12 protein-coding genes are annotated in these 14,748 nt (G+C 57.8%); 9 read left to right on the top strand and 3 right to left on the bottom strand.

Going from position 1 to position 14,748, the window contains the following annotated elements; all coding sequences use genetic code 11:
* Positions 1 to 58 precede the first annotated feature (58 nt).
* The 4 genes from AC0V6Q_RS05195 (at position 59) to AC0V6Q_RS05180 (ending at position 5,034) form a co-directional block, all read left to right on the top strand.
* On the top strand, positions 59 to 1,021 hold the full coding sequence (locus tag AC0V6Q_RS05195; RefSeq protein ID WP_486167344.1) for a metal-dependent hydrolase: 963 nt from the start codon (positions 59 to 61) through the stop codon (positions 1,019 to 1,021).
* Positions 1,022 to 1,114: 93 nt separating this feature from the next.
* Positions 1,115 to 2,506 (top strand): cryptochrome/photolyase family protein, encoded by a 1,392-nt coding sequence (locus AC0V6Q_RS05190; protein ID WP_486167343.1) that lies wholly within the window; start codon positions 1,115 to 1,117, stop codon positions 2,504 to 2,506.
* Between the two features lie 85 nt (positions 2,507 to 2,591).
* Positions 2,592 to 3,815, top strand: coding sequence for a serine hydrolase domain-containing protein (locus tag AC0V6Q_RS05185; protein ID WP_486167342.1), 1,224 nt, complete (start codon positions 2,592 to 2,594; stop codon positions 3,813 to 3,815).
* A 28-nt stretch (positions 3,816 to 3,843) separates the two neighbouring features.
* On the top strand, positions 3,844 to 5,034 hold the full coding sequence (locus tag AC0V6Q_RS05180) for a serine hydrolase domain-containing protein (RefSeq protein ID WP_486167341.1): 1,191 nt from the start codon (positions 3,844 to 3,846) through the stop codon (positions 5,032 to 5,034).
* 15 nt (positions 5,035 to 5,049) lie between these two features.
* On the opposite strand, the gene AC0V6Q_RS05175 is transcribed toward AC0V6Q_RS05180, so the two are convergent.
* The 3 genes from AC0V6Q_RS05175 to purF all read right to left on the bottom strand — a co-directional run bounded on the left by AC0V6Q_RS05175 (position 5,050) and on the right by purF (position 7,783).
* A complete protein-coding gene (locus AC0V6Q_RS05175; protein ID WP_486167340.1) occupies positions 5,050 to 5,397 on the bottom strand; it encodes a PilZ domain-containing protein in 348 nt (115 codons plus the stop codon).
* A gap of 142 nt (positions 5,398 to 5,539) precedes the next feature.
* Positions 5,540 to 6,253 carry an SDR family NAD(P)-dependent oxidoreductase gene (locus AC0V6Q_RS05170; RefSeq protein WP_486167339.1) on the bottom strand — a complete coding sequence of 238 codons (714 nt, stop codon included), beginning with the start codon at positions 6,251 to 6,253 and terminating at the stop codon, positions 5,540 to 5,542.
* Positions 6,254 to 6,265: 12 nt separating this feature from the next.
* Positions 6,266 to 7,783: an amidophosphoribosyltransferase gene (gene purF / locus AC0V6Q_RS05165; protein ID WP_486169259.1), complete on the bottom strand. Its 1,518-nt coding sequence runs from the start codon at positions 7,781 to 7,783 to the stop codon at positions 6,266 to 6,268.
* Positions 7,784 to 8,053: 270 nt separating this feature from the next.
* On the opposite strand from purF, the gene AC0V6Q_RS05160 reads away from it, so the two are divergent.
* The 5 genes from AC0V6Q_RS05160 to dnaE all read left to right on the top strand — a co-directional run bounded on the left by AC0V6Q_RS05160 (position 8,054) and on the right by dnaE (position 14,747).
* Positions 8,054 to 9,292, top strand: coding sequence for a lipoprotein-releasing ABC transporter permease subunit (locus AC0V6Q_RS05160; protein ID WP_486167338.1), 1,239 nt, complete (start codon positions 8,054 to 8,056; stop codon positions 9,290 to 9,292).
* Complete coding sequence (locus tag AC0V6Q_RS05155; RefSeq protein WP_486167337.1) at positions 9,285 to 9,959, top strand: ABC transporter ATP-binding protein; 675 nt, start codon at positions 9,285 to 9,287, stop codon at positions 9,957 to 9,959. Before AC0V6Q_RS05160 ends, AC0V6Q_RS05155 begins: the two co-directional genes overlap by 8 nt.
* Before the next feature lie 94 nt (positions 9,960 to 10,053).
* Positions 10,054 to 10,602, top strand: coding sequence for a hypothetical protein (locus AC0V6Q_RS05150; RefSeq protein ID WP_486167336.1), 549 nt, complete (start codon positions 10,054 to 10,056; stop codon positions 10,600 to 10,602).
* On the top strand, positions 10,599 to 11,078 hold the full coding sequence (locus tag AC0V6Q_RS05145) for a glutathione peroxidase (RefSeq protein ID WP_034957899.1): 480 nt from the start codon (positions 10,599 to 10,601) through the stop codon (positions 11,076 to 11,078). The genes AC0V6Q_RS05150 and AC0V6Q_RS05145 overlap by 4 nt, the downstream gene beginning before the upstream one ends.
* Before the next feature lie 168 nt (positions 11,079 to 11,246).
* Positions 11,247 to 14,747: a DNA polymerase III subunit alpha gene (dnaE, locus tag AC0V6Q_RS05140; protein WP_486169258.1), complete on the top strand. Its 3,501-nt coding sequence runs from the start codon at positions 11,247 to 11,249 to the stop codon at positions 14,745 to 14,747.
* Position 14,748: the final 1 nt, after the last annotated feature.

The raw sequence follows: 14,748 nt of genomic DNA, 5'->3' as shown, positions 1-14,748 counted from the left end.
CGTCTCTCCGGCAAGTCTCGTTTTGACCAAGCTATGCACCATCGCTAATCAGTTGCAAATGGATAACCTAACGCACAGCCTCGTCGGCGCAGTCATGGGCCAAGCGGGGCTTAAGCGGAAAACCGGGCTTGCGATGCCTGCTCTCATTATTGGTGCTAACCTGCCCGACGTTGATGCGGCCTGTTTCTTTTGGCTCGAGGGGACAGAGCATCTGGGTTTCCGGCGCGGGATCACCCACGGACCGCCTGCATTGGTTATCCTGCCGCTGATATTGGCGGGTATCCTTTGGTATTATGATCGCTGGCAAACCAAGCGTGGCACGCGGCCTGAAAAGCGCGTGACGGTCCATTTTGGCTGGCTCTATGCGCTCAGTTTCCTTGGCGCGCTCAGCCATCCGCTGCTTGACTGGATGAATGTCTATGGCGTTCGGTTCTGGGAGCCCTTCGCGCCGACATGGGCATATGGCGACACACTATTCATCATTGATGTGTGGCTCTGGGCGCTGCTCATTATCTCGGTGTGGTGGGGTTACCGGCGGGAGAAATCCGGCGGTAACCAGCGCCCGATTGCTCGCGGGGCGATTGCGATTATGCTTGGCTATATTGCGATGAATTGGACGATCACATGGATGGCGTACCAGACCAAAGGCGTGGTCGCAGAGCCTTATCCGTCGGAATTTATCGCCTCGCCCAAGCCAGTGTTTTCCCTTGGCCGCGAGAGGATTGCAAAGCTTGAAGATGGACGCTGGGTTTCTGACACATGGCAAGGAAAAGAGGCAGGCTTCGGTTACCGCCATTCCGAGGCGACCCAATGCGCACTTCCCGATTTGAGCGATGAGCGGCACGACAACAGCCAGCTTGATGCGTTTCTGTTCTGGTCAAGGGCGCCCTTTGGTACACGTGCGCAAGATGGTTCGGTGATCCTCAACGATGCAAGGTTTTACGACCCGCGTGCGCGCGACCGTTTCTCTCTGGCACTGCCTGATGTGCAATGTGAGCCTTTATCCGAACCGTCATCCTGAACTCGTTTCAGGATAACTGGCGCAATCAAGCTCGCGAGTGGATTTTTCGAGGGTTATGCTGAAACAAGTTCAGCATGACGGCGTTGGTAGCGCATGACTGAAACACAAATCGTATGGCTGCGGCGCGACCTGCGCATGGCCGACAATCCCGCCCTTTATGAAGCCGCCAAGCGAGGCCCGGTTGTTGCGGTCTATGTGCTGGATGACGATATTGCCAAGACCCACGCCTATGGCGGCGCATCGCGGTGGTGGCTTCATCATTCGCTGGCGAGCCTTCAAACAAGCTTTGCGAAGCGACACGCAAAAATCATCCTTCGCAAAGGGGATGCGGTCGAGCAATTGCTGGAAATCGCAAAGGAAGTGGGCGCTACCACTGTCCATGCGAACCATCATTACGAACCATGGTGGCGCAATGCGGAAAAGGCGCTGGGCGAACAGATCGAGCTAAAGCGGTATCAGGGCAACTTCCTGACCGTGATGGGTTCGATCAAAACCGGATCGGGCGGCCAGTACAAAATCTACACTCCGTTCAGCCGGGCTGTGCGCGCGCAATTCCCGCCGCGCGATCTGGTGCCAGAGCCGGAGACCTTGTCATCACCAGAGGCATTTCCCGCTTCGGATCAGCTGTCGGACTGGGACTTGCTCCCTACACGGCCCGATTGGTCTGGCGGTATTCAGGACGCATGGGAAGTGGGCGAGGAGGCTGCGCACAGGCGGCTTGAATGGTGGGATGACCATGTGGACGACTATGACGAGGGGCGCAATTTCCCCTCTGTCACAAAGGTTTCGCGCCTGTCCCCGCATCTGCATTTCGGCGAGATTACGCCGGTGCAGATATGGCACCACTTTAAACACAAGCGTTCGGTCGGCTGGAAGACCTATGAGAGCGAGCTGATCTGGCGCGATTATGCGCAGAACACCGTGGCGCAATTCCCGCTTTATGCGCGCAGCAATTACCGCGAGGATTTCGACCAGATCGAATGGCGCGATCCTTCGAAGGATGAAAAAGCGGCAAAAGACCTCAAGAAATGGCAGCAGGGCCGCACAGGCTATCCCATCGTGGATGCTGGCATGCGCGAGTTGTGGCAGACCGGATGGATGCACAACCGTGTGCGAATGATCACGGCAAGCTTCTTGATCAAGCATTTGCTGATTGATTGGCGCGAGGGTGAAAAGTGGTTCTGGGACACGCTGCTTGATGCCGATTACGCCTCTAACGCGACCAATTGGCAATGGACGGCGGGAACGGGCGTCGATTCCAACATGTTCGTGCGCATCATGGCCCCGCTAACCCAGTCGGAGAAATTCGACTGCGCGGCCTATATCCGCAAATTTGTGCCCGAGCTTGCCGAGCTTGGTGAGCCCCATATCCATGACCCCGAAGAGTTTGGCCGTTTGCCAAAGGCATACCCGCCCAAAATGATCGGCCACAAAGCCGCGCGCGAGCGGGCATTGGCCGCTTACAAGGCGATGAAGGGTGAATAGCTGACAATTCCGGTGGGCCGCTATTGCCTGTCCTTTTCCCTCGTGCCTATGAAGGTTGTGTGAGCAAAGGAGAGCACAAAGCACCATGAGGAAAGCACTTTTAATCGTCCCTGCGCTGTTGGTGCTTTGCCTGTGCGTTGTCTGGTTTTCTTTCGACAAGGATGCGCGCGCTTTTCTGGCAAAAGGGCAGACGAGCCCAGATGTGCTGTTCTGGTCGATTGACGAGCGCGATGCGGGATTTCGCACTCTCGATGCTTTCCCCTTCCTTGCAGGTTCGCGCACGATTGCGGCGGGTGATAAGACGCTTGCTCTATCCAAAGGTGAGCCCATCGACCTGCCCGTGGATGTCGAAAGCTATATGGCCGATCAACGCGCCTCGGCCTTGGTGATCGTCCACAAGGGCAAGGTGGTCTTCGAAGACTATGGCCTAGATTTTTCGGCTGACGGCAAATGGACCAGCTTTTCGGTTGCGAAAAGCCTCACATCGACGCTTGTCGGGGCTGCTGTTGCCGACGGCTCTATCGCGTCCATTGATGATCCTGTGACCAAGTATATCGCCGACCTCAAAGGCTCGGCCTATGACGATGTATCGGTTGCGCAATTGCTCACTATGACCAGCGGCGTTCAATGGAATGAGGATTACGGCGACCCCAATTCTGATGTTGCCAGGTTCAACAACCACGTGCCCGAAGAGGGGATGGACACCACCGTCAGCTATATGCGCTCTCTTCCAAGAGAAGCACCTGCAGGCGAGAAGTGGGTCTATAAGACAGGCGAGACCAATCTCATCGGCATTCTGGTAAGCGAGGCGACCGGCAAACCGCTTGCTGACTATCTTTCAGAGAAAATCTGGGCACCTTTCGGGATGGAGCAGGATGCGACCTGGCTCCTCAACAATACCGGCAATGAAATCAGTGGTTGCTGCATACAGGCCGCGACACGCGATATGGCGCGTTTCGGGATGTTTATGCTGGGCGGCGGTAAGGTTGGCGGGGAGGCGGTTTTGCCAGAGGGCTGGATCGAAGCGGCCACAACCCGTCAGGCCGATATCGGCACACCTGGTGAGGGCTATGGCTACCAATGGTGGACCTATGACGATGGTTCATACGCGGCACAGGGCATTTTCGGACAGGGCATCTTTATCGATCCTTCGCGCGATTTGGTGATTGCGTCGAACGCCAATTGGCCTGAAGCAGTGCCACAAGACCAAGCGCAGCAGCGGCTAAGGTTCTATCGCACAGTGCAAAGCGTGCTTGAGCCGAAGAGCGGTGAGGGCGTGACAGAGGTAGCAGGCGAAACCGCACAATAAGCGGCATGCCAAGGGGAGAAAGACTACAATGACGCGAATTTCACTGATGCTGGTAAGCGCCGCGTCCCTTGCGCTTGGCGGATGCGGTTATGGCGCGGCGGCAGGCTTTGACAGCGGTCCAGCGCCGCTTGCAGCGGTCGAGGACACCGCCCCGCCGCCGCGCGATCCGTCTGAACTGCAAGTGCTGTTCTGGAGCGATGAAGAGCGGTCGGCCCGTTTTCGTGAGATGGAAAACTGGTTCGCTGGTAAAGAAGTGCCAGCCTCGACCAACCCAAGAGAACTCCCCGAGGGCGAGGCATTGCCTGCTGACCTTGCAGGAGAAATCAGGCGCGTGATGGCCGAGACCAATGCCGCGGGCGTGATGGTGTATCACAAGGGAGCGGTGCGGTTCGAAGGTTACGGTCTTGGCTTCGCCCCGGATCAGCGTTGGACGAGTTTTTCAGTCGCCAAAAGCTTCACCTCGACCTTGCTTGGCGCAGCAGTGCGTGATGGCTTTATCGCCAGTCTTGATGATCCTGTGACGCTCTATGTTCCGGGCCTTGCGGGGTCTGCCTATGAGGGCGTCACCGTCCGCCAGATCGCGACCATGACCAGCGGCGTTACCTGGAACGAGGACTACACCGACCCCAATAGCGACGTTGCCCGGATGAACAATTTCATCCTCGAATTCGGGGCCGAGGCAACCGTTGCCCAGATGCGCGCCCTTTCGCGAGAGGCACCTGCGGGGGAAAAATGGCTCTACAAGACGGGTGAAACAAACCTGATCGGCCTTGTCGTGGAGAACGCTGTCGGTCTTTCTCTCGCCGAATATGCGCAAGAGAAGATTGTCGAGCCAGCGGGCCTTAAAGACGGCCTGTTCTGGATGGCGGATGCGCGCGGCGGGAGCATTGGCGGATGCTGCCTATCGCTATCGCTCGGCGATTACACCCGTATGGGCGTGTTCGCTCTCGAAGGGGGCGGGGATAGCGTTCCCGAGGGCTGGTTTGCCGAAGCAGGCGACAGCCTTGTCGATTTTGGCGATACGGGCTTTGGCTATGGCTACCAATGGTGGACCTACCCCAGCGGATATGGCGCGCAGGGCATCTTTGGCCAGTCGATCACCATCATCCCTGAAAAACAGCTTGTCCTGACGGTGGTCAGCAACTGGTCAACCGCAACCAGCAACGCGCACCGCGCCGCGTGGCGCGATGTCGCTGATAAGCTTGCTTCGCTCGACTAAAAAGTCGGGGTGCGATCAGATGATCGTGCGGCTCACACCGGTGCTGCTGTAACGCTGCAGAAGGTTGTCGTGCACGATCGGGCTGAGGAGCTCTTCGAACGCGACGCCGACGACGCAGTTTTCCCACCATACGACCTGGCCTTGAAGCGATTCGAGGCCGGGCAGGGTGAGCCAGCACATTTGCCCGTCGTGCATGCGGTTGATCGAGCTTGCCGAGAAGCCCGAAATCGACAGATCCTGCACATTGGTTTGAAACGCGCGGCCGCCTGATGCCCGCAAAGTTGCAGGAATTACGAGGCGCGTTCGGGGTGAGCAGCGATCTTCCTGTGCTGCTTTGTGGTAATGACTACTTCCGGTTGGCATAGCCGTGCATACCTTCTTCAAATCAGTGGGTGGTCTCTGATTACGAGTGGCATGCCACGGGAGTGCCTAACGAAGCGTTGCTCCGAAGGGTTAATGGCCGGTTAGGGATGAATAATTCGCCCGCTATGGCGAAAATTGACGCTTAGTCGACCCGTTCGCGGTGCCCGGTCTCAAATCCATCGGTGGCAAGCGCAACGATGCGATCGGCCACAACTTCCGGAGTTTTGAGCGTTTCGGGGTTTTCCCCTGGGTAAGCGCGTGCCCGCATAGCTGTGCGGGTTGCGCCCGGATCAACGATCGCAACGCGAAGCTCGCTGAGCTTCTCTACCTCTGCACCATATGTATCGAGCAGATTGTCAAACGCAGCCTTGGTTGAGCCATAAGCGCCCCAATAAGGACGCGGATCGGCGCCAACGCTGCTGGTGAGGCCAATGATCTTGCCCGCCTTGGCGCGGCGCAAAAGCGGGTCAAACCCTGCCAAAAGCGCCTGCGTGGCGACCACATTGGTCAGGATCGCGGTGTTGAACTGCTTGGGATCAATCTGGCTAAGCGGTGTGAGCTCGGGCAGGTAAGCTGCTGAAATCACCATCAGATCAATCGTGTCCCAGCGCCCCGCGATAGCAGAAGCCAGGCGGCTGATGGCATCGGGTTCCATCAGGTCGACAGGCGCAATGGTCGAGGTTCCGCCGATGGCGTGGATCTGGTCTTCAACCGCCTCAAGCTCTTTAACTTTACGCGCCGTGATAATCACATGCGCGCCAGCCTTAGCAAGGGCAATCGCGGTCGCAGCGCCAATGCCGCGACTTGCGCCGGTGACAAGAGCGGTTTGACCTTCGAGGGGTTTTGTATCTGTCATGTGTGGTGTGCCTTAGGCAGCTTTGGGATCAGCAAAAGGGAGCTCATCGCTGCCTTCCTTGGTCTTTGCAAGATCGGTCAGAGAGGTCGGATAATCGCCCGTGAAACAGGCATCACAAAACTGCGGGCACTTGCTGTCGCGCCCCTTTGAACCGACCGCGCGGTAAAGGCCGTCGATGGAGATGAAAGCAAGGCTGTCTGCTTTGATAAACTCGCGCATCGGTTCCAGATCCATGCGCGCCGCCAGCAGTTTGGAGCGTTCCGGCGTATCGACACCATAGAAACAGGAATGCGCCGTTGGCGGACTGGCAACGCGGAAGTGCACTTCGCTTGCGCCCGCATCGCGCATCATCTGAACAATTTTAAGGCTGGTGGTGCCGCGCACGATGGAATCGTCGATCAGGACGATCCGCTTGCCCTCGACCAGACCGCGATTGGCGTTGTGCTTGCGCTTTACGCTGGAATCGCGCGCCCCATCGCCCGGTTGGATGAATGTGCGCCCGACATAGTGTGAGCGGATGATACCAAGTTCGAACGGTACGCCCGATTCTTGCGCATAACCGATAGCCGCAGGGACGCCGCTGTCGGGAACGGGCACGATAAGATCGACATCGCAGGGCGCTTCGATAGCAAGCTCACGGCCGATGGCTTTGCGCGCTTCATAAACGCTTTGACCGGCGAAAATGCTGTCGGGCCGGCTGAAATAGACGTGTTCAAAAATGCACGGGCGCGGCGCAGGGCTGCCAAAGGGGCGCATGCTTTCGACGTGGCCATCAAAGCCAACGGTCAGCATTTCGCCCGGCTCGACCTCGCGGATCATTTCCGCGCCAACCACGTCAAACGCCACGCTTTCACTGGCGAACAGGACGGACTCAGAACCATCGCTGTTCGTCATCTTGCCCATCACAAGTGGGCGAATGCCCAAGGGATCACGGCAAGCAATCATGCCTGTGGGTGTCATCACGATTAGAGCATAGGCACCCTCTACCAGACGCAGCGCATCAATCAGGCGATCAGCGACCGTCGGATAACGCGATGTGGCGACCAGATGGATGATGACCTCGGTGTCAGAGGTCGACTGGAAGATAGACCCCTTGCCAACGAGGTCTTTTCTCAGCGCCAGAGCGTTGGAGATATTGCCATTGTGCGCGATTGCAAAACCGCCGCTCGCTAGCTCTGCATAAAGCGGTTGCACATTGCGAAGACCTGCGCCTCCGGTGGTAGAATACCGCACATGTCCGGCGGCCATATTGCCGGGAAGCTCGTCAATCGCCTCTTGAGAGGAGAAGTTCTCCGCCACATGGCCAAGACCTCGGCGAGAGATGAAATCTTTGCCATCGAAACTGGTAATGCCGGCCGCTTCTTGCCCGCGGTGCTGTAAAGCATGAAGGCCAAGAGCCGTGGCGGCTGATGCTTTCTCGGCGTTGATCGCGCCAAAAACACCGCATTCCTCGCGCAGCTTATCGCCGTCTTCATCAAGGAAAGGATGTGTGAGATTTCCGTCGAACTGATCTGACCCGGTAAGTGCCATCGATTCCTCGCCCGCTGCCCCGACGTTTTGTGACCGTGAGATGGTGTCCCCGCCGATGGGGGCGTCAATGACGGTGTTACGGTTCAATTACAAGTATTCTTCCTGCCGACTCCCCGAGATTTTCGCGTAATGGCTGCGGTGCCAGTAAAACTGCAGCATTTCGATTACACACAGTTAGCGCCGCTTTGCGGATTGTGCGCGCGCGGATGGCCGCTTAAAGCCCGCCTACAGCTAACATTCACAAATCGCAGTTCAAAGACGCCGATACAAATGCTCACCCCCTTCGAAAGAATGATCGCCAAGCGCTATTTATGGCCGGGCAAAGGCGAGGCGTTTATCGCGCTGGTCGCCGGGATTTCTGTGGGCGTCGTCATGCTGTCGGTCGCGATGCTGGTGCTCGTGATGAGCGTCATGGGCGGCTTTCGCAGCGAGATGCTGGACAAATTTGCAGGGCTTAACGGCCATGCCGTGATCCAGGCATATGGCGGTGAGCTTGACGATTGGGAGCGTGTGCTTGCCGATGTTCAGGCGACCGATGGGGTCATCAATGCATCGCCCCTGATTGAACAGCCTTTGATGGGTGCCTTCAATGGCCGAAGCAATGTGATCTTTGTACGCGGCAATACTGACGAAGATATCGCCTCCATGAGCGATAAGGTCATCATGGGCGATATGGCCAATGTCGTGCCGGGCAGCGGAAAAGTCGCAATTGGCGTTCAGCTTGCCACGAACCTTGGCATCCGGGTCGGCGACACGATCACCATTATCAACCCGCAAGGACGCGCGACACCCTTTGGCACCTCGATCCGGCAGGTCGGTTATGAGGTGGGCGCGATCTTTGAGATCGGCCTTTATGATTTTGACGAAACTTTCGTCATTATGCCGATGTCCGATGCGCAAACGCTGCTTCTTCTGGGCGATAAGATCGGCCTGATCGAAGTGACAGTGACGGACCCCGATAACGTCGGCGATATTCTTGGCGGGATTGAAGAGCAGTTGACGGGCCGCGCCGTAATTGCCGACTGGAAATCGATCAACTCAACCTTGTTTGAGGCGCTTGAGGTTGAACGGGTCGCAATGTTCTTCGTGCTGAGTTTTATGGTTCTGGTTGCCTCGTTCAACATCCTCTCCAGCCTTGTGATGCTGGTGCGCGCCAAGACCCGTGATATTGCCATCATGCGCACCATGGGCGCATCGCGGCGGTCATTGCTCAAGATATTCGTGACGACGGGCACCACGATTGGCTCTCTAGGAACGCTTGTGGGCCTTTTGCTTGGTCTGGTGCTTTTGTATTTCCGCAATGGCATTGTGAATGGTATCGCAGCTGTCACAGGCGTTGAAATCTGGGACCCTCAGGTTCGGTTTCTCACCACTCTGCCGGTTCGGGTTGATCCGTGGGAGATCACCGGGATTGTAGCGCTCGCCATTGGGATGAGTTTCCTTGCCACGCTCTACCCCGCGCTAAAAGCGTCCAATACTGATCCGGTTCAGGTGCTGCGCTATGAGTAGTCCCATTGTCTCTTTACGCAGCCTGTGCCGCTCGTTTGAACAAGGGGGCACGCGCATTGATGTCCTGCGCGGTGTCGATCTCGACATTATGCCGGGCGAAATTGTCGCGCTTTTGGGGCCGTCTGGCTCTGGCAAATCGACTATGCTTCAAGCTGTCGGCCTTCTGGAAGGCGGGTTTGAAGGGTCGATCCATATCGCAGGTGAGGCGGCGGAGAACCTCGCGTCAGATGGCCGGACCCGTGTGCGGCGCGAGCATTTGGGGTTTGTCTATCAATTCCACCATCTGCTGCCCGACTTTAACGCGACAGAGAATGTGGTGATGCCGCAAATGGTGGCGGGCACGCCCGAAGCAGAGGCAATCGCGCGCGCCGAGAGCCTGCTGACCAGCCTTGGTTTGGGTCACCGCCTGACCCACCGGCCAAGCCAGCTTTCCGGTGGTGAACAACAGCGTGTGGCCGTCGCAAGGGCGCTTGCAAACCGTCCCACGCTTGTTCTTGCCGATGAGCCGACGGGCAACCTTGACGAGGCCACTTCTGACGCCGTTCTTGGCCAGTTTCTGGAGCTTGTGCGCGGGGAGGGCAGCGCTGCTCTGGTCGCGACACACAATGAACGCTTGGCCGCCCGCATGGACCGGGTGGTGCGCCTGCATGACGGCGTGCTCGAATAGGGCACTTGGCGGCTGACATTGCCGTTTTGTAGATTTTTGTTTCTCGTTTCGGGGTGAATGGTGGCACAGTCCTGCGTGTCAGGGAGGGACTAACATGCTCACCGTTTTCTATCCGATCGCTCTGCTTCAAGCCGCCACTGCTCCTGCACAGACGCCGACACCACCTCCGCCGCCGGAACCTTGCGCGAGCGAAGTGCATGCAGGCTTCGATTTGTGGGTCGGGGAATGGGACGTCTATCCCAACGGCCAAGACAATCAGGTTGCAAGCAGCCGGATCGAGAAGCTCTCGGGCGGGTGCACCATTCGGGAGCAATGGATGCCTTTGCAAGGGAATGGCGGGATCAGCCTGTCTTCGGTCAATCACAATACCGGCCGCTGGGAACAGACATGGGTTGGCAGCGACGGCACACGTGTCGACTTTGAAGGAGGCGTTGTCGCCGATGAAACTGGGGCCAAGATGGTGCTCACCGGATATTGGGACAATATCGCAGGGCCGGGCGTGGATGCGCTTGTGCGCATGACCTATTCAAAGATGGACGATGGAGCTGTGCGCCAGTTTGGTGAGGCCTCGACGGACCATGGTCTTTCGTGGCAGACGAGCTTTGATTTGATTTACAGACCAAAGGATTCTCAAGAACCATGACCACTGTCGCTGATTTCACCGTCACCACCAACCGGGGCGAAACGCTCGATCTTGCGACCAAGAAGGGCAAAGTCCTGCTGGTGGTGAACACGGCGTCCAAATGCGGATTTACCCCGCAATATGATGGGCTTGAGGCTCTGTATCAGCAGTTCAAGGATCAGGATTTCGAGGTTCTGGGTTTCCCTTGCAATCAATTCGGCGCTCAGGAGCCGGGCAATGCCGATGAGATCGCTGAATTCTGCAAGGTCAATTTCGGCGTCACCTTCCCGTTGATGGCGAAGGTTGATGTTAACGGTGATGACGCATCGCCATTGTTTGACTGGATGAAGTCGGAAAAGAAGGGCCTGATGGGTTCGACCTCGATCAAATGGAACTTCACCAAATTCCTGATCGACCGTGAGGGGAATGTGGTGAAGCGTTATGGCCCGCAAGATGCCCCAAAGACCATCGTGAAGGATATCGAGAAGCTGCTTTAAACCTGTCCCATTTCGTCATCCTGAACTTGCTTCAGGATAACCGATGATGCTTGGCGCTGATCCGAAAGCGTTATCCTGAAGCAAGTTCAGGATGACGTGGTCGAGTATGGCAAAATCCTGTGGAAGCTGCCCTTGGCCTCGCTGCCCGAAGAGCGCATATTTCCATCCATGTCATTTGCCCCGTTCATACCCCTTCGCGTTTTGTCGTCCTATTCGATGCTCGAAGGGGCGATTGATCCCAAGGCGATTGCCAAACTGGCGAAAGAACGTGGCTATCCCGCTATCGCGATTTGCGACCGCAACGGGCTTTATGGCGCGGTGATGTTCGCCAATGCCTGCAAGGGCGAGGGCGTGCAGCCCATCATTGGCACATTGCTCGGCGTGGCGCGGGAAGGGTCAGACGGGAGGCTCGTTGATTACTTGCCGCTCTTTGCCAAGGATGAGGCCGGGTATGACAACCTTTGCCATCTGGTCTCTGCTGCGCACCTGGACCGGCCTCTGGAGCTGGAGCCGCATGTGCAAATGTCTGACCTTGAGGGGCATTCGGACGGCCTGATCGCTTTGACGGGAGCGGGCGAAGGGGCTTTGACGCGGCTTTTGGCAGAAGGACAGCATGACGCGGCGCGCGAGTTGATCGAACGGCTAGAACACCTCTTCCCGAACCGCCTCTACATCGAACTGGCAAGGTCAGGCGATGCCGCGTGCGAACGCGCGGAAGAACCGCTTATCGACATGGCCTATGCCCGCAATCTGCCATTCGTGGCGAGCAATCCTGCCAACTTTGCCGAGCCGCATATGCACAAGGCCCATGACGCCATGCTGTGCATTGCCAATTCGACCTATATCGAAAACGAAGACCGCCCGCGCACCAACCCGCAAGCCTTCGTCAAGTCTGCGAGCATGATGGAAGAGCTCTTCGCGGATATCCCGGAGGCCATTTCCAACACGCTCGTGATCGCACAGCGCTGCGCCTATGCGCCGCCTTACCGTGATCCGATTTTGCCCAGTCTCGCCGGCGACCTTGAAGGCGAGGCCAAGATGCTCGCCGACCTTTCCAAGGCGGGGCTCGAAGACCGGTTGTCGACCTATGAAGACCTCTCGGACGAGGCCCGCGCGAAATATTTCGAGCGGCTTGATTACGAGATCGGCATCATCGTTGGCATGGGGTTCCCCGGCTACTTCCTGATCGTTGCGGACTTTATCCAATGGGCCAAGGACCAAGGCATTCCGGTGGGGCCGGGACGCGGGTCTGGTGCGGGTTCGATTGTCGCCTGGGCGCTGACGATCACCGATCTGGACCCCATTCAGTTGGGCCTTCTTTTTGAGCGGTTTTTGAACCCGGAACGTGTGTCCATGCCCGACTTCGATATCGACTTTTGCGAGACACGGCGCGGCGAAGTCATCCGATATGTGCAGGAGAAATACGGGGCCGATCACGTCGCGCAGATCATCACCTTTGGTAAGATGAAAGCGCGCGCAGTGCTGCGCGATTGCGGGCGGATTTTGCAAATGAGCTACGGTCAGGTCGACCGGCTGTGCAAGATGGTGCCCAACCACCCGACCGATCCTTGGACGCTGCCACGCGCGCTGAATGGTGCGGCGGATTTCAAGAAGGAATATGACAACGACAATGAGGTGAAACGCCTGGTTGATCTGGCTTTGCAGCTCGAGGGCCTGCCACGAAACAGCTCCACCCACGCGGCGGGCGTTGTGATTGGCGACCGGCCATTGGCGCAATTGGTGCCGCTCTACCGCGATCCGCGTTCCGATATGCCGGTGACGCAATACGACATGAAGAATGTCGAGAGCAGCGGCCTTGTAAAGTTCGACTTTCTAGGCCTCAAGACGCTGTCGGTTTTGCGCAAGGCGGTGGACCTGCTCGCCGAAAGGGGCATCGACATTGATCTTGGCGCGCTGCCCCTGGATGACAAAGGCGTTTATGACCTGATGCAAGGCGGTAACACGGTCGGCGTGTTCCAGCTGGAATCGGAAGGCATGCGCCGCACGCTGAAAGCGGTGAAGCCGTCCAATTTTGGCGATATTATCGCGCTCGTCTCGCTTTATCGCCCGGGCCCGATGGACAACATCCCGCTGTTCGGAAAGCGTAAGGCGGGCGAGGTGCCGATTGAATATCCTCACCCCAAACTGGAAGGCATTTTGGCCGAAACCTACGGCATTTTCGTCTATCAGGAACAGGTGATGCAGGCCGCGCAGATCCTTGCGGGATATTCGCTGGGTGACGCTGACCTCTTGCGCCGCGCGATGGGTAAGAAGGTGCAAGCCGAGATGGATGTCCAGCGCGGTCGTTTTGTCGAAGGCTGCAAGGAAGTCTCTGATATCGAGGCGAAACAGGCGAACGAACTGTTCGATTTGATCGACAAATTCGCAGGCTACGGCTTCAACAAATCGCACGCGGCGGCTTACGCCTTGCTCGCGTTCCAGACCGCTTGGCTCAAAGCGCATTACCCGGAAGAATTCTACGCTGCATCCATGTGCTTCGACATGCACCAGTCGGACAAGCTTTCCGTCTTTGTCGACGATGCGCGCCGATATCCGGCAGAGCGGGAAGGGGGGACTGGTGTCGAAGTCCTGCCGCCGGACGTGAACTATTCCCACGCGAAATACACGACCGAGCAAACCGACCACGGTTATGCGGTCCGCTACGCGCTCGCAGGCATTCGCAATGTCGGCGAAAAGGCGATGGACGCCGTGGTCGCGGAGCGCGAGACCAATGGGAAGTTTGAAAGCCTCAAGGACTTTTTCGAGCGTATCCCGCAAGGTTCGATGAACCGGCGTCAGTTGGAGGGCCTCATCTGTGCAGGCGCTTTGGATGGCCTTCACCCCAATCGCGGGGAGCTGTTTGCCAATGCCGACTTGCTGCTCGCGACAGCCGACGCGGCGGCGCGTGAGCGGTCCAGCGGGCAGGGCGGGCTTTTCGGAGGCGACAATGCGCCGCAAGATGACCTGCGGCTGCAACCAAGCGAGCCCTGGCCGCGGATCGAACAAATGGCGAAAGAGCGCGAAAACTTCGGCTTTTACTTCTCCGCCCATCCGGTCCAGCAATATCGCGAGGCGGCCAGCGCCCACGGCGCGCGCACCTATCAAAGCCTGATGGAAGGCGGCGCGCCAGCAGGAGGCCGCTCCACCGCGATGATCGCCGCTATGGTCGAGAGTGCGAGCAAGGGGCGCACCAAGCGCGGCGCGGAATTCATCCGGGCCGATTTCTCCGATTTATCGGGGCAATTCTCCAGCGCGTGCTTCGAGGAATCTTTGGTCGAGAAATTCCCCGAGTGGGCCGCGAGCGGCGAATGCGTGCTTTTGACGGTTGAGCTAGACAGCCCCAATCCGGGCGAACCCCCAAGGCTTACCGTTCGCGGCGCGCGGCCATTGGCGGCGGTCTCTGGCTCAATCCCCATGCTGCTCAAAGCGGACGTGCACAGCCTTGATGCAGTTGCAGAATTGAAGCTTGAGCTAACGAAAGATCCAGCTGCCCAGGGCGAGGTGCTCTTGCGCCTAATCCTTGGCGAGGCCGAGGACGCGCACGTGCGCCTTGGCACTGATTTCGTCCTCAATGGCGATCTTGCGGAACGTTTGGCCGAGATGGAAGGCCTTGCCAATGTCACCCTTACGCCTGCGCGCGGGCGGGCGAACCTGAAACTGGTGGCGTAAT

This window comes from Erythrobacter sp. S227, from assembly GCF_057364925.1.
Note: the sequence above shows the minus strand (reverse complement) of the source record. Positions and strands in the feature narration are given on the sequence as shown.

Excerpts from the sequence above, each read along its gene's own strand:
- AC0V6Q_RS05195 (WP_486167344.1), top strand. The coding sequence starts at position 59 with ATGGATAACCTAACGCACAGCCTCGTCGGCGCAGTCATGGGCCAAGCG.
- AC0V6Q_RS05190 (WP_486167343.1), top strand. The coding sequence starts at position 1,115 with ATGACTGAAACACAAATCGTATGGCTGCGGCGCGACCTGCGCATGGCC.
- AC0V6Q_RS05185 (WP_486167342.1), top strand. The coding sequence starts at position 2,592 with ATGAGGAAAGCACTTTTAATCGTCCCTGCGCTGTTGGTGCTTTGCCTG.
- AC0V6Q_RS05180 (WP_486167341.1), top strand. The coding sequence starts at position 3,844 with ATGACGCGAATTTCACTGATGCTGGTAAGCGCCGCGTCCCTTGCGCTT.
- AC0V6Q_RS05175 (WP_486167340.1), bottom strand. The coding sequence starts at position 5,397 with ATGCCAACCGGAAGTAGTCATTACCACAAAGCAGCACAGGAAGATCGC.
- AC0V6Q_RS05170 (WP_486167339.1), bottom strand. The coding sequence starts at position 6,253 with ATGACAGATACAAAACCCCTCGAAGGTCAAACCGCTCTTGTCACCGGC.
- purF (WP_486169259.1), bottom strand. The coding sequence starts at position 7,783 with ATGGCACTTACCGGGTCAGATCAGTTCGACGGAAATCTCACACATCCT.
- AC0V6Q_RS05160 (WP_486167338.1), top strand. The coding sequence starts at position 8,054 with ATGCTCACCCCCTTCGAAAGAATGATCGCCAAGCGCTATTTATGGCCG.
- AC0V6Q_RS05155 (WP_486167337.1), top strand. The coding sequence starts at position 9,285 with ATGAGTAGTCCCATTGTCTCTTTACGCAGCCTGTGCCGCTCGTTTGAA.
- AC0V6Q_RS05150 (WP_486167336.1), top strand. The coding sequence starts at position 10,054 with ATGCTCACCGTTTTCTATCCGATCGCTCTGCTTCAAGCCGCCACTGCT.
- AC0V6Q_RS05145 (WP_034957899.1), top strand. The coding sequence starts at position 10,599 with ATGACCACTGTCGCTGATTTCACCGTCACCACCAACCGGGGCGAAACG.
- dnaE (WP_486169258.1), top strand. The coding sequence starts at position 11,247 with ATGTCATTTGCCCCGTTCATACCCCTTCGCGTTTTGTCGTCCTATTCG.